At 58.6% G+C, this 20,745-nt stretch carries 22 protein-coding genes; 10 read left to right on the plus strand and 12 right to left on the minus strand.

Annotated features, from left to right (window positions below; all coding sequences use genetic code 11):
- Positions 1 to 58 precede the first annotated feature (58 nt).
- On the plus strand, positions 59 to 2,668 hold the full coding sequence (locus NAC44_RS14235) for a TIGR02302 family protein (protein ID WP_250941770.1): 2,610 nt from the start codon (positions 59 to 61) through the stop codon (positions 2,666 to 2,668).
- Positions 2,669 to 3,070: 402 nt separating this feature from the next.
- Here the strand turns inward: NAC44_RS14235 and NAC44_RS21245 are convergent, their stop codons facing one another.
- The 4 genes from NAC44_RS21245 to NAC44_RS14250 form a co-directional block, all read right to left on the minus strand.
- Positions 3,071 to 3,196, minus strand: coding sequence for a hypothetical protein (locus tag NAC44_RS21245; protein WP_274706903.1), 126 nt, complete (start codon positions 3,194 to 3,196; stop codon positions 3,071 to 3,073).
- Entirely contained in the window at positions 3,196 to 3,558 is a 363-nt protein-coding gene (locus tag NAC44_RS14240; protein ID WP_250941773.1) for a response regulator, read from the minus strand. Before NAC44_RS14240 ends, NAC44_RS21245 begins: the two co-directional genes overlap by 1 nt.
- A gap of 345 nt (positions 3,559 to 3,903) precedes the next feature.
- Positions 3,904 to 4,449, minus strand: coding sequence for a hypoxanthine phosphoribosyltransferase (hpt, locus tag NAC44_RS14245; protein WP_250941775.1), 546 nt, complete (start codon positions 4,447 to 4,449; stop codon positions 3,904 to 3,906).
- Between the two features lie 32 nt (positions 4,450 to 4,481).
- Complete coding sequence (locus NAC44_RS14250; protein ID WP_250941777.1) at positions 4,482 to 5,162, minus strand: hypothetical protein; 681 nt, start codon at positions 5,160 to 5,162, stop codon at positions 4,482 to 4,484.
- Between the two features lie 426 nt (positions 5,163 to 5,588).
- Here NAC44_RS14250 and ftsE point away from each other — a divergent pair, with 426 nt between their 5' ends.
- The 4 genes from ftsE (at position 5,589) to NAC44_RS14270 (ending at position 9,256) form a co-directional block, all read left to right on the plus strand.
- A complete protein-coding gene (gene ftsE / locus NAC44_RS14255) occupies positions 5,589 to 6,248 on the plus strand; it encodes a cell division ATP-binding protein FtsE (RefSeq protein WP_250941778.1) in 660 nt (219 codons plus the stop codon).
- A 28-nt stretch (positions 6,249 to 6,276) separates the two neighbouring features.
- Positions 6,277 to 7,266, plus strand: coding sequence for a cell division protein FtsX (locus NAC44_RS14260; RefSeq protein WP_420839950.1), 990 nt, complete (start codon positions 6,277 to 6,279; stop codon positions 7,264 to 7,266).
- Positions 7,267 to 7,514: 248 nt separating this feature from the next.
- Entirely contained in the window at positions 7,515 to 8,294 is a 780-nt protein-coding gene (locus NAC44_RS14265; RefSeq protein WP_420839944.1) for a YdcF family protein, read from the plus strand.
- A 152-nt stretch (positions 8,295 to 8,446) separates the two neighbouring features.
- Complete coding sequence (locus NAC44_RS14270; RefSeq protein WP_250941784.1) at positions 8,447 to 9,256, plus strand: lysophospholipid acyltransferase family protein; 810 nt, start codon at positions 8,447 to 8,449, stop codon at positions 9,254 to 9,256.
- Here the strand turns inward: NAC44_RS14270 and NAC44_RS14275 are convergent.
- The gene (locus NAC44_RS14275) at positions 9,241 to 9,765 is read right to left on the minus strand and encodes a gamma-glutamylcyclotransferase (RefSeq protein WP_250941909.1); all 525 of its coding nucleotides are present in this window, start codon (positions 9,763 to 9,765) and stop codon (positions 9,241 to 9,243) included. The two genes, NAC44_RS14270 and NAC44_RS14275, sit on opposite strands and share 16 nt — an antisense overlap.
- 238 nt (positions 9,766 to 10,003) lie before the next feature.
- Here NAC44_RS14275 and NAC44_RS14280 point away from each other — a divergent pair, with 238 nt between their 5' ends.
- Entirely contained in the window at positions 10,004 to 11,029 is a 1,026-nt protein-coding gene (locus NAC44_RS14280; protein ID WP_250941786.1) for a DUF2125 domain-containing protein, read from the plus strand.
- A gap of 7 nt (positions 11,030 to 11,036) precedes the next feature.
- Here the strand turns inward: NAC44_RS14280 and NAC44_RS14285 are convergent, their stop codons facing one another.
- Genes NAC44_RS14285 through NAC44_RS14295 form a run of 3 tightly spaced genes read right to left on the minus strand, consistent with a single transcriptional unit; the run spans position 11,037 to position 13,899 of the window.
- On the minus strand, positions 11,037 to 11,966 hold the full coding sequence (locus NAC44_RS14285; RefSeq protein WP_250941788.1) for a prephenate/arogenate dehydrogenase family protein: 930 nt from the start codon (positions 11,964 to 11,966) through the stop codon (positions 11,037 to 11,039).
- Positions 11,963 to 13,072, minus strand: coding sequence for a histidinol-phosphate transaminase (gene hisC / locus NAC44_RS14290; RefSeq protein ID WP_250941790.1), 1,110 nt, complete (start codon positions 13,070 to 13,072; stop codon positions 11,963 to 11,965). The genes NAC44_RS14285 and hisC overlap by 4 nt, the downstream gene beginning before the upstream one ends.
- A gap of 41 nt (positions 13,073 to 13,113) precedes the next feature.
- Positions 13,114 to 13,899, minus strand: a complete 786-nt coding sequence (locus NAC44_RS14295) for a class I SAM-dependent methyltransferase (protein ID WP_250941792.1) — start codon at positions 13,897 to 13,899, stop codon at positions 13,114 to 13,116.
- Between the two features lie 89 nt (positions 13,900 to 13,988).
- On the opposite strand from NAC44_RS14295, the gene gloB reads away from it, so the two are divergent.
- Together gloB and NAC44_RS14305 are read left to right on the plus strand one after the other, a co-directional pair.
- Positions 13,989 to 14,759 carry a hydroxyacylglutathione hydrolase gene (gloB, locus tag NAC44_RS14300; protein WP_250941794.1) on the plus strand — a complete coding sequence of 257 codons (771 nt, stop codon included), beginning with the start codon at positions 13,989 to 13,991 and terminating at the stop codon, positions 14,757 to 14,759.
- Complete coding sequence (locus NAC44_RS14305; protein WP_250941795.1) at positions 14,759 to 15,184, plus strand: cupin domain-containing protein; 426 nt, start codon at positions 14,759 to 14,761, stop codon at positions 15,182 to 15,184. The genes gloB and NAC44_RS14305 overlap by 1 nt, the downstream gene beginning before the upstream one ends.
- Positions 15,185 to 15,186: 2 nt before the next feature.
- On the opposite strand, the gene yddG is transcribed toward NAC44_RS14305, so the two are convergent.
- Both yddG and NAC44_RS14315 read right to left on the minus strand, forming a co-directional pair.
- Positions 15,187 to 16,059: an aromatic amino acid exporter YddG gene (gene yddG / locus NAC44_RS14310; protein WP_250941797.1), complete on the minus strand. Its 873-nt coding sequence runs from the start codon at positions 16,057 to 16,059 to the stop codon at positions 15,187 to 15,189.
- An 11-nt stretch (positions 16,060 to 16,070) separates the two neighbouring features.
- On the minus strand, positions 16,071 to 16,850 hold the full coding sequence (locus NAC44_RS14315; protein WP_250941799.1) for a DUF3108 domain-containing protein: 780 nt from the start codon (positions 16,848 to 16,850) through the stop codon (positions 16,071 to 16,073).
- 233 nt (positions 16,851 to 17,083) lie between these two features.
- Here NAC44_RS14315 and rpmB point away from each other — a divergent pair, with 233 nt between their 5' ends.
- A complete protein-coding gene (gene rpmB, locus NAC44_RS14320; protein ID WP_250941802.1) occupies positions 17,084 to 17,377 on the plus strand; it encodes a 50S ribosomal protein L28 in 294 nt (97 codons plus the stop codon).
- A gap of 182 nt (positions 17,378 to 17,559) precedes the next feature.
- Entirely contained in the window at positions 17,560 to 18,054 is a 495-nt protein-coding gene (locus NAC44_RS14325; protein ID WP_250941804.1) for a DoxX family protein, read from the plus strand.
- Positions 18,055 to 18,145: 91 nt separating this feature from the next.
- Here NAC44_RS14325 and NAC44_RS14330 read toward each other — a convergent pair whose 3' ends face one another.
- Both NAC44_RS14330 and cobT read right to left on the minus strand, forming a co-directional pair.
- A complete protein-coding gene (locus NAC44_RS14330; protein WP_250941807.1) occupies positions 18,146 to 18,709 on the minus strand; it encodes a histidine phosphatase family protein in 564 nt (187 codons plus the stop codon).
- 137 nt (positions 18,710 to 18,846) lie between these two features.
- Positions 18,847 to 20,745 (minus strand): cobaltochelatase subunit CobT, encoded by a 1,899-nt coding sequence (cobT, locus tag NAC44_RS14335; protein WP_250941808.1) that lies wholly within the window; start codon positions 20,743 to 20,745, stop codon positions 18,847 to 18,849.

The raw sequence follows: 20,745 nt of genomic DNA on the forward strand, positions 1-20,745 counted from the left end.
TGAAGCGGCAGTGAGCAGCCCGACCGGCGCAAGACCGGAAAGGATGCGGAGAGGATGCATGGCCTTGCCCGGCAGGAAACAGGATGAGCAGAACAAGGGCGGGACGGAGCGCGCGCTCAACCGTCGTATAAGCGTCAACCGCGTTCTGGCGCAGCTGGTTCTTCTCAGCGAAAGTCTGGCCCCGCTTCTGCTCTGGCCCTTGAGCCTTGCGGCTGTTTTCCTTTCCCTTGCCTGGTTCGGCCTGTTTCGCGAGATGCCTGCGCTTATGCGCTGGCCTGTGGTTTTCTGTCTGGTTTTCGGCTTTGTCGCTTCGCTCCTGCCGTTATTGAGACTGCGCTTTCCAACGACATCGGCCGCCGACCGTATGCTGGAAGAGCGCAATCGTCTGCCACATCAACCTGTTCTGGCGCAGACGGATCCGCTGGCACTGGACACGCCCTTTGCCAGAGCGCTTTATGCCGAGCACCGGCGGCGTATGGCGGAGACGATTTCCAGGCTCGATCCGGGTTTTCCAAGGCCGGATATTGCCCGTTTTGACCGGATGGGGTTGCGCGCCATACCGGCGCTGATGCTGGCGGTGGCCTTTGCCTATTCCGGCTCGAACGGGGCGGGTGAGATCGCCGATGCCCTGCGCTTTGACCGTGTCAGCGCTGATCAGCCGGGGCTGCGGCTCGACGCCTGGATCACGCCGCCCGCCTATACGGGCCGTGCGCCGATTTTCCTGACAGGTACACAAGGGGTGGGAGCGCAAGGGGCGGGAACGCAAGGCGAAAGCGCTGCATCGCTTTCTGTGCCGTTCAAATCGCAATTGACAATCCGCGTCAGTGGCAGTGTCGAAGATGCGGATGCTGCCTACAGACTGGACTCCAGCGGCAAGACAGTGGCCTTTCAATCGCCGCAAAAGCAGGATGCACAGGAGAATGAGGGGCAAAGTCTGGCGCTGACGCTCGCCGAAAGCGGCAGGCTGACGGTCGGCAAACGGCAGTGGGCCGTGACGGTCGTGCCCGACAGGCCGCCGGTGATCGCCTTTGACGGCAAGCCGAAAGCGACGGTCAACGGCGCGCTGGAGATCGGCTTTACCGCAAGCGACGATTACGGCCTGCAGGAGGCCCATGCCGAAATCGTGCCTGTCGATGCGGATGCCAATGCCAAGCCGCTTTATCCGTTGCCGGACTACCGGCTCGATCTGCCGGGCCATAATGAAAAGAAGGTCAAGGCCGTTACCAGCCGCAATCTCTCCGACAGTCCCTGGGCGGGCCAAAAGGTGCGCATCACCCTCGTGGCCAAGGACGGGCTTGGGCAGGAGGGACGCAGTGCGCCGGTCGAGATGATCATGCCGAGCCGCAATTTCGTCGAGCCGCTGGCGGCAGCGGTGGCGGAGGAGCGGCAGGTTTTTGCCCGCGATACACGGCAGTTGCCGCGCGCCATTGCACTGAACGAGGCTTTGACGCTCAGGGCCGATGAAACCATCCCCAATCTGTCCCATTACCTGTTGATCACCTCGGCGCGGATGCGGATGAAGCTTGCCCGCAACACGGATGATCTCAAGGACACGGCCGATTATCTCTGGCAGATTGCCCTTGGCATCGATGGCGGAGAACTGGCCGAGGCCGAGCAGAAACTCGCGCAGGCGCAGAAGGATCTCTCAGATGCTCTCAACCGCAATGCGTCGGATGCGGAGATCAAGCAGCGCATGGATGCTTTGCGCAAGGCGATGCAGGACTATCTGAAGGCGCTTGCTGCCCGCCAACCGCCGCAAAACAGCCAGCAGGCCGAGCGCAATGCGCAAAACCGGGTGTTGAGTGAGCAGGACCTGAAGACGATGATGGACCAGATTGAAAATCTGGCCCGCTCCGGCAACAAGGATGCCGCGCAGCAGATGTTGTCGCAATTGCAGCGGCTGATGAACAATCTGCAGACCGGACGTCCGAGTCCGCCCTCACCGGAAGAGCAAAGGCAGGCCCGGGAAACCCGACAGCAGATGGAAAAGCTGGGCCGGATCATGCGCGATCAGCAGAAGCTGATGGATGAGACCTTCAAGCTCGATCAGGCCTTGCAGGACCGGATGCAGATGAATGATGGCCTGGATCATGATGGCATGGACGGGCTTGATCCCGACCAGCAGCAGGATCCCGGTTCCGGGGCTAAAAAACAGCCATCGCCGGGCGACGGGATGAGCGATGAGCAATTGCGCGAGGCGCTGAAAGGCTTGCGCGAGCGGCAGGATCAATTGGGCAAGCAGTTGGGCGAGGTGCAAAAGGGCCTTGGCAAGCTCGGTATCGATCCCGGCCAGAAATTTGGCGATGCGGGCAAGGAAATGGGGCGTGCGGGTCGCTCCCTCGGTGAGGGAGATGGAGAGGGCGCTGTGCAATCGCAGGGACGGGCACTGGAAGCCTTGCGGCAAGGCGCAAGAGAGATGATGAACCGGATGATGCAGGCTATGCGCGGCAGTCAGGGCCAGCCGGGTGGCAATCAGGCCGGGCGGGACCCTCTTGGTCGTCCGCGGCCCAATTCCGGCCCTGAAACCGGTGAAGAGGTCAAGATCCCTGATAATATCGATGTACAGCGGGCCCGCGAGATTCTCGACGCCATCCGGGAAAAGCTGGGTGATCAGGCAAGTCCCGAGGAAGAGCGCCGCTATCTGGAGCGGCTGCTCGATCTGCAGTAAGATCGTTGAATGGTTGAGATCCTCTTGCCCTTAGAGTCTGTCAGGTTCAGATTGAACCAGACAGACTCTACAGCGCCGTGCGCCATATATGGCGCACAAAGGTCGCTGTAGCACTTTTAATTTGCTGCATAATTTTATCCTTAAATCGATTCCGATTTAAGGAATTATGCAGTACCATTCTTTGTTTTCGTTTGTCTTTGCGGGAAAACCGGTAACCACTTTTCCCTGACAAACTCTCGTGGTCTGATCGTAACATTTGCTACCGATTGCTGCACCGTTGAGTGCCAATGTTACGATCATAAAGACCGCTCGCTATCACTATGTTTCTATTGGATTTTTAAGAATTTGACATTTGATCTCAGAGGGTGCCGCAAATGGGTATCAAATGTCAAATTCAATCCACTAGGAGGCGAGCGCGACGGCCACGGCCCTGCGGATATCGGGCAGGGCAAAGGGTTTGGCCACGACATCGATGACCTTTTCCATCAGGTCCTCGGCGCGTTCGCGCTGTTCGGCATAGCCGGTCATCAGCANGAGGCGAGCGCGACGGCCACGGCCCTGCGGATATCGGGCAGGGCAAAGGGTTTGGCCACGACATCGATGACCTTTTCCATCAGGTCCTCGGCGCGTTCGCGCTGTTCGGCATAGCCGGTCATCAGCAGGATTTTCAGGCCGGGAAAGCTTGAATGGGCGCGATGCGCCAGTTCGATCCCGTCCATCACCGGCATGCGGATGTCGGAGAGCAACAGGTCGAAATCGGTGGTGGCCAGAAGTTCCAGTCCTTCGGCGCCGTCGGCGGCCTCATGGGTTTCATGCCCATCCAGCCTCAATGCTCTGGCAACGAAGGATCGCAACGAATCCTCATCCTCGGTGATCAAAATCCTGGCCATACCCACATTCCCTTGATGAGCCGTTCCCGCACCGTCATGGTTTGGAAAGTGTAAATGTCTTTTTTCAGGACAATCCAGCAGGCAGATTGCCTGAAGCGTTTTTCGAATCGCTTATATTTCTCATCCTGGCGATCAAATCACCAGTTTTTCCTTTGCGATCGGTAAACAAGTCCCGGCCTGGACGATGGTATGGTTAATAATATACTTGAATCTGCGTCGGAAATGTTTCGCTTTGACGCAAATTTCACGACTTGTCTTTTGAGGCCTTTAACGAAATTGAAAGATCTTCGCCTTTGTCGGTTTGCATTCAGGCAAAGCCGGACCCGGTCAGGGTCCGGCTGATTCTCAGGCGGCATCGCCGGTGACGACACCGACAAAGGGCAGTTCGCGGAAGGCATAGGCGACATCCATGCCATAGCCGACAACGAAATAGTCGGGGCATTCGAAGCCGACATGATCGGCTTCGAAATCTTCCTGCCGCTTGACCTTCTTGTCGAGCAGGACGGCAATCGAGACATGGGCTGCGCCGCGCTCATACATCAGGTCGCGGGCGAATTTCAGCGTCCGACCGGATTCGAGAATGTCGTCGATGAGCAGGATATTGCGGCCTTTGACGTCGCTGTCGATGTCCTTGATGATTTTCACCCCGCGCGACACCGTGCCGGCGCCATAGCTGGAAAGCGTGATGAATTCCACTTCCGGCGCAAGACCGGCATGATGCAGCGCCCGGATCAGATCGGCGGCAAAGACGAAGGAGCCCTTGAGCACCGAAATCACCAGAAGATCGTCAGAGGGACCTTTGGCAATCTCTGTCGCCAGCTCGATGTTGCGGGCGGCAATGGTTTCGGCGGTGAAGAGGGGTTCAATGGTTTTTCCGCGCACGATAGGCATGATCACTCCGGTTTTTGTGGTGGTTGCCCATATCACATTCTGGCAGCCTGTGCAGTCTCCTTGCCGAAAGACAGTTTGAGTTCCGGTATCTTGCCGCCGGGATGGCGCAATCTTGCGGAAAATCCGCGGCTTTCTCCTGGGCCGAGCCCAAGGGCAGGGGCTGCAATCACTGTCGTGGAGATCAGGTGTCCGTCATCGTAAAGCTCGGCGCGGATGGGTTTCAGCGGCTCATAGCGGTCCGTCTGGTTCAGGATGATGGCATTGATGCGCAGGACGGGCATTCCCGCCGCCTGCTGCCGTGTCAGGGTCACATGGGTAAAGGCCAGCGGGTTGATGGCCACTGCCGCAGGCGGGGGGCTGAGAAAGAGACCGGCCCCGCCAGACAGGAGAAACACCACCAGACAGGCCACGGCAAGCCAGGACAGAAAGAAGCGTCTTGGCATGCGCCGCAACTGTCTCTCTGCCGCCGTCATCATGTTGCTCAGCCGATGATGCCACACAAGTGCCGGTGGCTTTGTCACGCTTTTCCCGTGCCAACCGGTTTCGATGCGGCTCCGTATATCCTCAACCGGATTTTTCAGTGTTACGAACCGGGCATCCTCAAAATCGGCGCTCAGATGCAGGGCCGGGCGGGTGCGCGCTGCGGGCCGCTCGGGCGGCAGGAGGTCGATGTCCGGTTCGGCGTTTGCCCGACGGGAGCGAAAAACAGCCATGCACGCCTCCTCTTGCGCCAATCGGCGCTGGTTTCAACATCCGCAGGCGTCTCGGCGCGGGCCGAAACCTCTTTTACAAGAGGTAAATTTTAATGGTTAACGATCCTCTAAGGTTGAGCCGAAAGGCTTGAAATGCTGAGCAAGAGACTTGCCGGCCTCAACCTGAGCAGCCATTGCAAGGTGCATGGAGGGCGCAGATGCAAAGCGGTTCTGTTATGATGACTGTTGCCGCTCATCGTCGAATCATGTTTTTGATGAGTCGTGATCGTGTGGATGGGCTATTCTTGGTGTCAGACAGCGTCTGACAGAGACAAAACGAAAATCCATCTGCGGCAAGGATGTAAGCTTTAAGCCATGAACCGGTTGCGTCCGATCGTGATGCGTTGGTAAAAAGTGCTTTGACGGGCTAAGAAGAGCGGGTGTCTCTTGATTCACTTCGAGAATGTCGGGTTGCGATACGGAATGGGACCGGAAATTCTCCGCGACCTGACCTTTGACATCCCGAAACGCTCCTTCCAGTTCCTGACCGGGCCTTCCGGTGCGGGCAAGACCACGCTCCTCAGGCTGCTGTTCATGTCGCTGAAGCCTACCCGTGGGCTGATCCGCAGTTTTGGCCGCGATATCACCCAGATTCCGCGTGATGAGTTACCGCTTCTGCGCCGGCGCGTCGGCATTGTCTTTCAGGATTTCCAGTTGCTCGACCATCTGACCACCTATGAGAATGTCGCCCTGCCGCTTCGGGTGCGCGGCAAGGAGGAGTCGTCCTATAGGCAGGATGTGCTGGAACTGTTGCGATGGGTCGGGCTTGGCGAACGGATCAATGTCCTTCCGCCCATTCTCTCCGGTGGAGAAAAGCAGCGTGTCGCCATCGCCCGCGCCCTGATTGACCGACCGGAACTCCTGTTGGCCGATGAGCCGACCGGCAATGTCGATCCACCGATGGCGCGCCGCCTGCTCAGCCTGTTTCTCGAACTCAACCGGCTGGGAACGGCGGTGGTCATCGCCACCCATGATCTTGTGCTGATGGATCAGGTCGATGCCCGGCGGATGATCCTGACGGAGGGACGGCTCGATATTTATGAGTGAGCGTGATCCCATTCCTGCTTCGCTTGCCATGCCGCCGCCCGGTCAGGCTCGTGCCCGCCGCCCGGATCTTGCCGTGCGCCCGATCGGGCCTATCCTGCCGCCCTCCAATATTCAGGGCAATGCGCTGATGGTGGTGATTGCCATCATGGCCTTTCTGGCCTGTCTGACGCTGGGTGCGGTGTCGATGGTCAGGGCGACGGCGGCCAGCTGGCAAAGCCAGATTTCGCGGGAGATCACCATCCAGATCAAGCCGGACGACACGCTGGATATGAATGCGGCACTCGAAAAGGCCAAGACCATCGCCCTGAGCTTTGTCGGCACCAAGAGCGGTCAGATCGTTGATGAGGCGGCGACCGCCCGTCTGCTGGAGCCGTGGCTGGGCAGCGGTCTCGACATTCACGACCTTCCGGTGCCGCGGCTGGTGATCATTACCATTGACGAAGACCACCCGCCGGATTTTCAGGCGATGCGCGATCTTCTGACGGCGCAAATTCCGCAAGCGTCTCTGGACGATCACCGCACCTGGGTGGACAGGCTGGTCTCCATGGCGCACACCACGGTGCTGATCGGCTTTGCCATTCTGTTGCTGGTGTTTACCGCCATGATCCTGACGGTGGTATTTGCCACGCGGGGGGCGTTGTCCGGCAATCGGCACATCATCGAGGTTCTGCATTTTGTCGGGGCCGAAAGCCTGTTCGTCGCGCGCGAATTCCAGAAACATTTTCTGAAAATCAGCCTCAAGGGCTCGGCTGCGGGCGGGCTTGTCGCCACGAGCCTGTTTGCGCTGGCGAGTTTCTGGCAGAATCATACACTTGCCACACCGCAAAGCGATCAGGCGGCAGCACTTTTCGGTCGGTTTGAAATCGGCTGGACCGGTTATCTCGGGATTTTCGCCACCATGCTGGTGATTGCGCTTTTGACCACTGTCACCGCTCGCCTGACGGTGATGCGGGCAATCGATGAAATTGATCTCATCCGATCCGATCCGAGCCGCAGCGGCGGTCTGCCCGCTGATTGACATGGTGTATGCCGCTGCCGACTTCCGCATTTACAGGAAAACCGCGTACGGTTTTCCTGTAAATGCGGAAGAACAAAGAGTGAGAACGTTTCCGTGAAACACTGAAACGTTCTCACAGAGGCGGTTGCGTTGTGGCGGACCGAAAAATAAGAGGATGGGAAGCGCCTTGCTCCCTTTTGCTGCCGCTATTGCATGGTCGGTGGGGGCAATATTCCAATGCAGATCCGAAGAGAATGAATGTGCGGGCCATGAACATGCGCCACAGAAAGACAGAGACGGAAAAGCCCGGCACCACTGCGCAGGGTTTTCGTCGGCTGTTCAACCGAAAGGACAGGCTGCGCCGTCTTTTGCGGTTCGGCGGCTATGTGGTCATTCTGCTTGTGGCGGGTTTTATCGGCGGATTTCTGCATTTTGCCGATATGGTCTCGACGATGAAGCCGCCTGTCGATCCCAAGGCCGATGCCATCGTTGTGCTGACCGGCGGCTATCAGCGGATCGATCAGGCGGTGGATCTGCTCCGGCGCGGCGCGGGCAAGCGTCTGCTCATTTCCGGCGTGCATCCGACGACCACGCCGGCGCAAATCCGCCGCATGACGCAAAGCTCGGCCGATCTCTTCGCCTGTTGCGTGGATATGGGCTATGAGGCAATCGATACGATCGGCAATGCCAATGAGACGGAACGCTGGATTCACGACAAGGGCTATAAATCGGTTCTGGTCGTCACCAGCAATTATCACATCGAGCGCAGCCTGATGGAGTTGCGCCGCATCGATCACCAGACACACTTCATTCCCTATCCGGTGGTCAATGGCGATCTGCTGGTCAAGGCCTGGTATACCGATCCCAACGCCTTGCGGACCCTTCTGTCGGAATATGCCAAGATCATCGTCGCCAGTCTGCGTGACCGGATCGGCTGGGGTGCATGGCAGGGTCTGCGCTCGCCCGCCGATGTCGAGCGTAGCCAGAAACATGCCTTTGCCCATCATGGCCGTTCTCATGGCGATGAGGAAACCTCCGGCAAGGCCTGATGTTGTCTTTCGCTTGACAGCAGTTTCCTGTAAGTGTGATCTTCGGAAAAATGGAACCAGATTTTCCGAAAAGATAAACGAAAACAAGGTAATCCGAAGCCTCATTCGCCGATTTACTCCTTTTCAGACACACTCCAGCCGATGGCCCTTTCATGCTTGCTTTGCGCTCCCTGCTGTTCAATCTTCTCTTCTATGCCAATCTCATCGTGCGAATGATCGTGCTGTCGCCGATCTATTTTCTATTGCCGCGCAAGAGGGCCTATGACAGCATCGTCAAGGCTTGGGCACGCTCCAACCACTGGCTGATGCGGGTGATCGTCGGTATGACCTTCGAGATCGAAGGTCTGGAGAATATTCCAAAGGGCGGCTATATTCTTGCGCCGAAGCATCAATCCTTCTGGGATACCTATGCGCTGCTGCCTGTTCTTGACGATCCTGTCTATATTTTGAAACGCGAGCTGATGGCGATCCCGCTTTTCGGCTGGTATGCGAAAAAGCAGAGGATGATCCCGGTCAATCGCAGCGCGCGCGGTCGTGAAATGCTGAAAGTCATGAAGCGCACGGCCGAGGAAATGAAAAGCGGTCGCCAGCTGATTATCTATCCCGAAGGCACCCGCCGCCCGCCGGGAGCCGAGCCAGATTACAAATACGGCATTGCCCGGCTCTATCGGGATCTGAAGGTGCCGGTCGTGCCGGTTGCGCTGCATGCCGGCCTGTTCTGGCCGCGCCGCAGCCTGATGCGCTATCCGGGCCATTACAAGGTTCGCATCCTGCCGCCGATTGCGCCAGGCCTCGATCCGGACACTTTTTTCGCAAGGCTGATTGAAGAGCTGGAGGCGGCAAGCGACGCCCTGCTCGTCGATATGGTCAAGGACAATCCCGGTCTTGAACTGCCTGAAACGGTCAAGGCGCGGCTTGCGATATTATCTGCGGGGAATGCGCCGGTTCAGATGTCGGTGTGAAGAGAGTCTGCCAGTCTCTCCAGCCATCGGTCGCGAATGCCCATGCCCTTGAGGTGGGCAACGGTATTTTCGACATAGGCGCGGTTCGGGCCGGAGCGACCCGTGGCGCGGAGCACGATTGCGGCAGCCTCTTCGACGGTGATTGCGCCGGCATATTGGTGATGGCTGCGGTCCACCACATAGCCGAGCGCTTGGATGCGTCGTCCATCGGCAAGGGTCAAGGGCAGGTGTCGTTCGAGATAGACCGATGTGACAAGCTCACGCTCGCGCAGATAGGCGAGCGTTTGCAGCCATGTCTCGTTGCTGACGCGGAAGGCCAGCCCCTGGCAGGAGCCGCCCCGATCGAGCCCCAGTACCAGACCCGGCACGGCTTCGGTGCCGCGATGGACGAAGGAGCGGATGCACAGCGACCGGTGAAAACCGTGGGCACGCGCCCTGATCTGCTCTTCATAGGGAAAACCCGGATTCCACATCAAAGATCCGTAGCCAAACACCCAAAATTCGTCCATATCGCCTGTAAACTCTTGTCTGGGGAAGGTGCAGACCCGACGAAAATTGGGTTCATGCTGGCTGCCTTCCTGTTTCATGCTGTTTGAAGCCGAATCTCGCTCAAGGGGAAACAGGTCTTGTTCAGAGCGGCTTATCGTCGCCAAGTGTCAGTGACGGCGCGCGGCGCTATATAAGAGTTGAGTGGCATGGCGCACAAGAGGCGTCGATGTAAAACCATGGCGGACAGAGGAGACATCCATGGGAATGGCAGAGCGGGTGGACGGGTCCTCGAAAGGCGTTCGAAAAGGCAAGACCGTGTTATTGGGTCTTTTGGCCATTCTTGTCTTCGTGGTGATCTATTGCGTCGCCTGGCTTGCGGCCGCCCATTACGCCACGCTGAAGCTTGAAAAAGCCTTCAATGGGAAAAATCCTGTTTCGGCATCGCTGACCTGCTCGAAAATGCATATGAGCGGGTTTCCGCTGCATATCGGGTTGAATTGCGCCAAGGTCACCTTTGCCAACAAGACCAATGGACTGAGCGGCTCCTTTGGCGCTTTCCGTTCTGCGGCGGAAATTTTTCATCCCGGCATGGTGCGTCTCAATATCAACAGCCCGGCCATTATCCAGACAGGCGGCGGTGCTTCCATGTCCTTCGACTGGGGTAGTCTCTATTCCAGCATGACGACGGGGATTGGTGGCATCGATTCCCAGGAGCTCACCATTGACCGGCTGCGCTCAACTGTGGCCCATGCTCTGACGGGCAAGATCATGCAGATCAATGCTGCCCGTATCCATACGAGTCTGGAGCGCGAGGGAGACGATCTTGCAGCCTCCGGTCAGGTGCAGAACATGGATTTCGGGGCAACGGAAAATATGCCGCCGCTGCCGCCTCTGTCGATCGATCTCGATGTCAAGCTTTTAGGGCAGGCAGGCATTCTGGATATCGACAATCCGAAGCCGATCGAACTGCACGGTCTGACCGGTACCGTCAACGGGCTTCAGCTGAATGCCGGAGAAGGACGCTCGATTACCGCCAGTGGTCCCTTGAGCATTGATGAAAACGGTCTTGTTTCCGGCACGCTGAAACTGTCGGTGAACAAGCTGGATGGCTGGCGTGATCTGGCAATGGGAGCCTATCCCGATGAACAACGAACAATCAAGACGGTGGCCAAGGTGATCAAGGCATTATTCCTCGGTCAGAACCAGGGGCAGGTGACCTTGCAGATCACCCGCGGCGTCGTGGTGCTGGGCTTTATCCCGATCGGCAATATTCCACCGGTGTAAAACGAGGTCACTCTTTTTTGTCGAGCGCGTGGCGACCGAAATCCGGCACGTCGACATCCTGACCGGCTTCGACGATGGAGCGGCGGATGGCGCGGGTGCGGCTGAACAATTCGTAAAGCTTGTCACCTTCGCCCCAACGGATGGCCCTTTGCAGGTAGGCGAGGTCTTCGGAAAACCGCGCCAGCATTTCCAGAATGGCATCCTTGTTGTGCAGGCAGACATCGCGCCACATGGTCGGGTCGGAGGCGGCCAGACGGGTAAAGTCGCGGAAACCGGAGGCGGAATATTGGATCACTTCCGATTCCGTCACCGTCTGCAGATCGTCCGCCGTGCCAACGATATTGTAGGCGATGATATGCGGCAGATGCGAGACGATGGCCAGAACCTTGTCATGATGTTGCGGGTCCATCTCGTCGACCCGCGAGCCCAACGCCTCCCAGAAACCGCGCAGGCGGGCAAGCGCTTCGGCATCTGTGTCCGGCAGGGGCGTGAAGATGCACCAGCGGCCCTTGAACAGGCCGGAAAATCCGGCATCGGGGCCGGATTTTTCCGTGCCGGCCAGCGGGTGTCCGGGAATGAAATGCACATGGCTCGGCAGATGGGGCTGCATCTGGGCAATGACCGAGGCCTTGGTCGAGCCGACATCGGTGACGATGGTGCCCGGGCGCAGATGCGGGGCAATCTGTAAGGCCACGCTTTCCGAGGCGCCGACCGGCACCGAGACAATCACCAGATCGGCGCCCTTGACGGCTTCTGCCGCCGAGGTGGTGTAAAAATCGCCAAGCCGCAGTTCCTCGGCCCGCTCCAGCGTTGCAGCCGACCGGGTGGAGACGACGATTTCACTGGCAAGTCCCAGCTTGCGCACATCGCGCGCAATCGATGAACCGATCAGGCCAATGCCGATCAGGGCGATGCGTTTGAACGGCTGGATGCTCATGCGGCCTGTCCCATAAAATCTGTAAGGGCGGCAATGACGCCGAGATTGGCCTCTTGCGTGCCGATCGACATGCGCAGGGCATTGTTGAAGCCGTAAGCGCGCACAGCACGCAGGATAAAGCCGCGCCTCGTGAGAAAGTCATCGGCCTCTGCTGCCCGCTTGCCATCCTCATCGGGGAAGTGGATCAGCAGGAAATTGGTGACCGAAGGTGTGACCTTGAGATCCAGAGCCGTGAATTCGTCCGTCAGCCGATGGATCCAGCTGACGTTGAAATCAGCCGCCTGATGGGCAAAATCGCGGTCGAGAATGGCTTCAGCGCCTGCGGCAATCGCCGGAGCGCTGAGATTGAAGGGGCCGCGCACCCGGTTGACGGCATCGATGACGGCGGCAGGCGCATACATCCAGCCGATGCGCAGCGCCGCCAGCCCATGGATTTTGGAGAAGGTACGGGTCATGACGACATTGCGGTTTTCCGAAACGATTTCCAGCCCGGCTTCATAGTCGTTGCGGCGAACATATTCGGCGTAAGCGGCATCCAGCACCAAAAGCACATGCTTCGGCAGACCGGCAACAAGACGACGGATTTCCGACCCCGGCAGATAGGTGCCGGTCGGATTGCCGGGATTGGCGATGAACACCATTTTCGTGCGTTCCGTCACGGCGGCGAGAATGGCGTCGACGTCAACGTGGCAGTCATGCTCTTTGACGGTCACGGGTGTGGCGCCAGCCGCAGTGATCTGGATCTTGTAGACGAGGAAGCCGTGCTCGGTGATGATCGCTTCGTCGCCTGCGCCGAGATAGGTGTGGGCGAGCAATCCCAGAAGTTCGTCGGAACCGTTGCCGCAGAGGAGATTGCCCGGATTGAGGCCGTAAACGCTGGCGATTGCTTCGCGCAGCTTCATGGCCTGGCCATCGGGATAGAGTTCCAGACTGGAGGCTGCCTGACGAAAGGCGTCAATGGCGCGGGGGCTCGGTCCGAGTGGCGTTTCGTTGGAGGACAGCTTGTACACCTTCTCGACACCCGGCGCATGTTCCTTGCCCGGCACATAGGCGGCAATATCGAGAATGCCCGGACGCGGAACGGGCTGGTTCATGTCGCTGACCATGATTGTCATCCTGCTGATCGACTGGAAAAGAATGGGATCGCTTACCCCGGAACAGTTATTTTGTCGAGGGTGCGCCGCAGCGCTGATGAAGCCTCGCGGGTGCTGGGAATGCCCTGTGGCGCAAGCACCGGGGCAAAGACCCGGCGTGAGGCGCGCACGGCAAGCGGCAGGCCCTGATAGAGCCGTTTTTGCGCTTCCACGATGATCACGCCGGCAAAAACAGGCGATACGACACGACCGAAGCGCTCGAAAGCGCCGCGCAACCCCAGCACGGTTTTCGAGCGTGAGGGCGGAAAAAACAGCGCCTCCGCCGTTGCTCCCGGTGTGAAATTGGTTTCCCGCAACAATTCCGTCAACTGACCGCGCGAATAGGGACGCCCCGAACCGAAGGGCGTATGTTCCATGCGCGCCCAGACCCCGCGCCGGTTCGGAACGACGATGACCAGACGTCCGCCGGGGGCGAGAATGCGCCAGATTTCCTTCAGCGTCTCACGCGGATTTTCAGCAAATTCCAGCGAATGCACCATCAGCACCCTGTCGATGGAACTGTCCGGCAGCGGCAATTCCTCATCGAAGACCAGCGCCGTTGCCGATAGTTCGCCCGGTGGCCAGTTCACCGCACCTTGTCCTGCGGGCATGAAGGCAAATGTCCGTTCGGTATCGGCGCGAAAGTGGTCGAGATAGGGAATGGAATAGCCAAGGCCGACCAGCCGCTCTTCCGGCAGTGGCGGCCAAATCGAGGCGAGCGCCATGGTGATCGACTGCCCTGTCAGTCTGCCGAGGGGCGAATGATAAAACTGGCGTAAATCGACGATATCCACATGCATGGGCATATTGTTAGCATCGGGCGGTTGGACATCAAGTCCCCGATGACTAGATTAGGGCCTATCTACAGGCAGTCAGGGAGATAGTACCGATGCAAACACCGGAGATCGAAGTTTTTTCATGTCGCTCGGACAATTATGGCGTGTTGGTTCATTGCCCTGAAACCGGTCTGACGGTCTCTATCGATGCGCCGGAAGAAGGGCCAATCATCGCCGCCGCCGAAAGACGCGGCTGGAAACTGACCCATATCTTCACCACCCATCATCACATTGACCATGTCGAGGCCAATCTGGCGCTGAAGGAGCGTTACGGTCTGGAGATCATCGGGCCGGTCAACGAGGCGGTCGCCATTCCTGGCCTTGACCGCAGCGTGGCCGATGGTGACGAATTTCTCTTCGGCCCGCACCGGGTGCAGGTGATCGAAACGCCCGGTCATACTGCCGGTCATATCTGCTATCATTTCCCCGATGCCAAGTTGCTTTTTGCCGCCGATACGTTGTTTGCCCTTGGCTGTGGCCGCTTGTTCGAGCGTTCTGCCGCCGATATGTGGCGTTCCCTGCAGAAGCTTTGTGTGCTGCCGGATGAAACGACGATCTATTTCGGTCACGAATATACGCTGTCCAATGCCCGTTTTGCCTTGACCATCGATCCGGACAATGAACGGCTGAAGACGCGCGCTGCCGAGATCGAGGCTCTGCGCGCCGAGGGCAGGTTTACAATTCCCACCACGCTTTATCTGGAAAAGGAAACCAATCCTTTCCTGCGCGCTGCCGATCCGAAGATCCGTCGCAACCTGATCATGGAGACGAAGACGAATGAGGAGGTCTTTGCCGAAATCCGCAAGCGCAAGGATAATTTCTGATGGTCACGGCCGCTGAGATCATCGCTGCCCTCGACATGCTGCCGCATCCTGAAGGCGGCTGGTATAAGGAAACATTTCGCGACAGAAGCGGTGATCTGCCGCGCGGCCATTCCACCGCCATCTATTATCTGCTGGAAGCGGGGCAACGCTCTCATTGGCACAAGGTGACGGATGCGGCCGAAGTCTGGCATTATTATGCCGGTGCGCCGCTTTGCCTGCGCAGCAGCATTGACGGCCATGCTGTTGAAACCGTGACGCTGGGGCCGGATCTTCTCAAGGGTGAGCGGCCGCAGGCTGTCATTCCCGCCGGTCACTGGCAGGCGGCTGAAAGCCTTGGCGCCTTCACCCTTGTCGGCTGCACTGTCGCGCCCGGCTTCGATTTTTCCAGTTTCGTCATGGCTCCGCCCGGCTGGCAGCCGGGGTGATGTCATGCGGGTTTTTGCCGCCGCATCATGCCGCTGGCGGCAAGGGCCGCCCCGCCGGTGATCAGCAGGCAGGCAATCAGAATACGCGGGCTCGGTTCACCAAAACCGAAGAGGATGAGGATCAGGGTGGAGAGAAGCGGAGCGGTGTAGCTTGCCGTGCCCAGAAGCTGGATATCGCCGTTCTTCACGCCATAATCCCAGGCATAGAAGGCTGCACCCACCGGCAAGAGGCCGAGCCCGGCAATGGCCAGCCACTGGCTGCCGCTTTCGGGCCAGACCGTGGTTTCAAGCCCGATATGGCTGATCAGCGACAGGATTGCTGTCGCCATGCAGTAAATGGTCACCACATCGGTGGAGACCGCGCCGAAGCGGCGGGTCAGCAGCGAATAACCGGACCAGGTGAAGGCGCAGGCAAAGGCGGCCCCATAGCCCAGCGCATAGGCAGGATTGAAGGCGACGCCCTCGCGCGCCACAATCAGTACGGTGCCGCCGAGGCCCGCCAGTGCGCCAGCCATATGATACCATCGCAGTTTTTCTCCCGGCAGCAGTGCCGAACCGAAGACGATCAGCAGCGGCCAGAGATAGGCGATCAGCCCGGCTTCGACGGCTGGTGCATTGCGCAATGCCGTGAAATAGAGAAAGTGATAGCCGAAAAGGCCCGCTATGCCGGTTGCCCAGACCGGCCATGGCTGGCGAAGATTGTTCAGCCGGGCCGGGCTGGCGACGAAGGTCACGATCCCGGGCAGGCTGCCAATGGCAAAGCAGATGGCGGACAGCTGAAATGGCGGCATGGTACCCGAGGCTGCCGTCAACAGCGCCAGAAGCGACCACATGAGAATGGCGGAAAAGCCGATCAGCGTTGCCTTGACCTTCATTATGCTTCCTGTCAGGGGCCGAATTTGGTTGCGGTAATCGAAAGCGGTCCGATGCGGGTGGGAATGCGCGCATAGACAGGCGCATATAAGTTCATTGTGCCGGTCGGCGCAAACCAGATTTCCATGGAGGTGGCCTTGCGCAGATACTCGATATCGTCGCGGCCACGGCTGTAGCCGGATTTCGGCACATAGCGCACGCCGCAGACGATGGCCTCGCCAGAGGTTTTTCCCGCGCTGAAGCTTGCCTTGCCCTTGGGCGAGAGCACAAGATCGAGACGGCTTTCGCCATCATAGATCGGCAGGGTCTGGTGGCAGAGATTGGCATTGCCGGGCAGGATCAGTCCGCCCAGCGGATCAAGCACACTCTTGAGGTCGGCAGGGCTGACCGGGATCCAGCGATCGGGATCGCGATGCGGTTCGGGTGCGATGGTTGTTCTGGTTACGTCGCCATGGCTATAGCCGACGTCATAGATGCGGGTTTTCTTGCCGCGGGTATAAACCAGCCGATAGGTGCTTGGAGAAAGCCGGTCGCCTACGATCTGGCCCTTCACGGTGGTGGTGGCCAGAAGGCTGACAAACAGAGTGGTGATCCCGGCAGACGAAATCGTGCCGGTGATGGAGTAGGACGGCGTGTCTATGTCCGTGGCGAAGGCTGCGCGCGCCACGGGAATACCGAGAATGGTGACGCGATATTCGGTGGTTGTCCGCGTGGCCGCCCAGACCGGTGACGATGTCTGGCCGATGGTCATGGCGAGGAGGCAGGCCGTCAGGTGGAAGCGAAAAACACGCATGGCAAGACACCGGAGTGAAACAGAAGATGGTATGATTATGCCTGTCACTGTGGCAGGACCATAACCGAAAGACAGGCCAAATACGGCAAATGCTGACGTTTGGCCTGAAGTTTGGCTTGACGTGGGGCCGCAAGCTGACTATAGAACCGCAACTTTCCAATCAGACCGCGTTGGATTGCGACCCCGCATTGATCGGGCTGCATTCCGATTGCCAAGAAGAAAATAGGTGCACAATGTCCCGTGTTTGCGAATTGACCGGCAAGGGCGTCCAGTCGGGCAACAATGTCAGCCATGCCAATAACAAGACCCGTCGCCGGTTCCTGCCGAACCTGTGCGATGTCACGCTGATCTCCGACGTTCTCGGCCAGCGTTATCGTCTGCGCGTTTCCGCTGCTGCTCTGCGTTCTGTCGAGCATCGCGGTGGTCTCGATGCCTTCCTGCTGAAGGCTGACGAAAAGCAGCTGTCGATGCGCGCCCGCCTGCTGCGTCGCCAGATCGTCAAGAAGGGCGCTGAAGCAGCAGCCTGATTGTCGAACTTCGGTTTGCCAGACTTTTGATTGCAATGAACCTGAATGGCCTGCCGTTCAGGTTTTTTGCGTTTTATCGTCTCGTCTGCCTCTGCCTGTGACTTAAGTCAAAAGCAAGTGGCCAATCCTCGCTTATCTTGCGTTCAGACACTGTCTTGAGCCATTTTTTAGAGGATAACGCCATGATGACAATCGATAGATCGACCCAGGCCGAACGCATTCTGCTGGCCCTTATTCGCATTTCCATTGGCTGGGTATTTTTGTGGGCCTCGATCCACCATTTCGGCAATAACGCCTATGTTGGAAATTTTCTGTCCGGCACCAAGACCTTCCACTTTCTCTATGGCCCGCTCGCCCAATCGTCTTTTCTGCCGGTTGTGGCCTTCCTGGTGGAATATGGCCATATGCTGATCGGCCTGTCGCTGATCTCCGGCCTGTTCGTGCGCGCCAGCGCCCCCTTCGCCATCCTGATCATGGTGACCTATTGGACGGCGCATATGGATTTTCCCTATATCGACAATGTCAATGACTTCATGATCGATTATCATCTCATCTATGCGCTTGCGCTGGGTGTGTTGATCCTGCGGCGTGCTGGCCACTATTACGGTCTCGACGGTCTTGTGGCCCGCCTGCCTGTCTATGAGCAGAACAAGGCACTGCATTGGCTTGCTGCCTAGAGAATTTGCAGGAAAACTGCATAGCGGTTTTCCGTCCGGAAATGCCCTAGCAGGTCCACAACCGCTGCTTTGGTCAGCGGTTGTGCCATGATCAAAACGGTGTGGCGCTGTCGCCGGATAGCAGGCAGGGGCAAAGCATCTGATAGGAAAAGCTGCTGTCTCCGGCTTTGCGGTCGAACTGCAGGACGACATCGTATCGGTCTCCCGGCCATGTCGTCGGGGGGCTGATGCCGGATTTCAGCGGCAGCTGCGGAATGATGGCATCGACAATCGCCTTGTGCTCCCAGGAGACGAGAACAGCACCGCTCAAGCCCAGCAGGTCCGTCACAAGAGCGGCTTCTTCTCCCTTGGCAAAACGATCGTCCGGGCCTGCAAGGCCGAGCCGCTCGGAAAAGGGCAGGGCGGTTTCATAAGGGCGGCTGCTCTCTTTGGGATTGTCGACTGTCGCCGGTTTGGCGGCATAGACGGTTTGTGGAATCTGGCCCGCTCCGCCATTGATAAAAAATGCAGCCCAGGCACCGGCGCGCTGCCAGCCGCGAATGACCAGAGAGTGTTTGTCCTCAACACCGTCGGCGTTCAGGCCCGGTCCTGGCCAGGACTCCCCCGGTTTTTCGCTGTGGCGGATGATGTAAAGGGTCAGCGCTGTTTCGGCCATGCTTCATTGCCCTTTTCCGAGAGTATCAAAAAAATATCCGCATCGATGGAAAGCCATCCATGCGGATTGTAAAATCTTAAATTGTGTATTTTTCTTTGAAACACTTATCAAGTGTTGTTTTCGTTGTCAGAGCGGTTTCAGCCGGTCCGACGGTAGGTACCGAGCGGGCTTCTGGCGGGCTTGTCGTCAAAGAGCGAGGCGAGCTGTTCGGTGATGGCGCCTGCCAGTTCATCGGCATCGACAATCGTGACGGCGCGGCGATAATAGCGTGTGACGTCATGGCCGATGCCGATGGCGAGCAGTTCCACCGGCGAGCGCGTCTCGATCTGATCGATCACAGCACGCAGGTGCCGTTCAAGATAATTGCCCGGATTGACCGACAGCGTCGAATCGTCGACCGGGGCGCCATCGGAAATCATCATCATGATCTTGCGCTGCTCGCGCCGACCGATCAGGCGGTTATGCGCCCACATCAGCGCTTCACCGTCGATATTTTCCTTGAGCAGACCCTCGCGCATCATCAGGCCGAGATTGCGGCGCGAGCGCCGCCAGGGGGCATCAGCGGATTTATAGACGATATGGCGCAGATCGTTCAGCCGTCCGGGCATGGGCGGCTTGCCGCTTGCCAGCCATTGTTCGCGGCTCTGCCCGCCCTTCCAGGCCTTGGTGGTGAAGCCCAGAATTTCGACCTTGACGCCGCAGCGTTCCAGCGTGCGGGCGAGAATATCGGCGCATGTGGCCGCCACTGTGATTGGCCGTCCACGCATCGAGCCTGAATTGTCGATCACCAGCGAGACAACCGTGTCGCGGAATTTCGTATCTTTTTCCAGCTTGAAGGAGAGCGGCTGCATCGGATCAATGATCATCCGCGTCAGCCGGGCCGGGTCGAGATAGCCTTCTTCCAGATCGAAATCCCAGGAGCGGTTCTGCTGCGCCATCAGGCGGCGCTGCAGGCGGTTGGCCAGTCGTCCGACCGCGCCCTGAAGATGAGCAAGCTGCTTGTCGAGAAAGGCGCGCAGCCGGTCCAGCTCAGCTTCGTCGCACAGATCCTCCGCGCCGACCTCCTCGTCGAAGGCTTCGGTGAAGACGTGATAATCGACCTTTTCGTTGAAATCGTCGAAAGGGCTTGCCGGACGGCGCATCTCGCCGGGGGTTTCGCTGTCCTCGTCGCCCTCGTCGCTCATATCGTCGTCGGAAATTTCGGCGCCGTCCATCTCGCCGTCTTCCATCTGCTCTTCCGCCGCTTCGCTTTCATCGGCGGGGGCGCTTTCGGCTCCGGCTTCCTCCTGAGAGTTTTCCTGCTCTTCCTCGCCGCTGCGCTGCTGATCTTCCTCGGAGAGATCCTCGTCCTCGGCTTCGTCCGCCTCATCGCCGAAATCCTCGGCCATCTGCATGGCCGACAGCATATGACGGATCACTCGGGCAAAGGCCTGCTGGTCTTCGACAACATCGGCGAGACCGGCAAAATCGCCAGCCGCCTTTTCCTCCAGGAAAGGCCGCCACAAATCGAGCACCTTGCCAGCGCTTTCGGGCGGTTTCTGACCGGTCAGTGCCTCGCGCACCATCATGGCAACCGCTTCGGAAAGCGGTGCATCCTCGCGCTTTTCGATGCCGGAGAAATTCGCCTTGGCGTATTTTTCGGTGTTCATCGAATGAAGATTGTTGGCAACGCCCTTCATCCGCATGGCGCCGATCGATTCCACCCGCGCCTGTTCCACCGCATCGAAAACGCTGCGGGCATCGGTCCCTTCGGGGGCCATGGCGCTGTGAATTTTCTGATCATGGCAGGCAAGGCGCAACGCCATGGAATCGCCCAGCCCGCGGGTGACGGCCAGTTCATGGGCGGTTGGCCGTTTCGACAGTTCCGGCAGGCGCATGCGTTCGCCAGCAAGCCCCGGACGCTCATTGGCGAAGGAGACTTCCACCGCAGCGTCTCCGGCAATGGAGCGCACACAGCCGGTTATCGCCCGCTTGACCGGCTCCATATCCGGCGCAGCACCGGGCCTTGCTTGTGAATTGTCACCGCGACCTGCCAT

This window comes from Allorhizobium sonneratiae (assembly GCF_023700755.1).
GTDB lineage: Bacteria > Pseudomonadota > Alphaproteobacteria > Rhizobiales > Rhizobiaceae > Allorhizobium > Allorhizobium sonneratiae.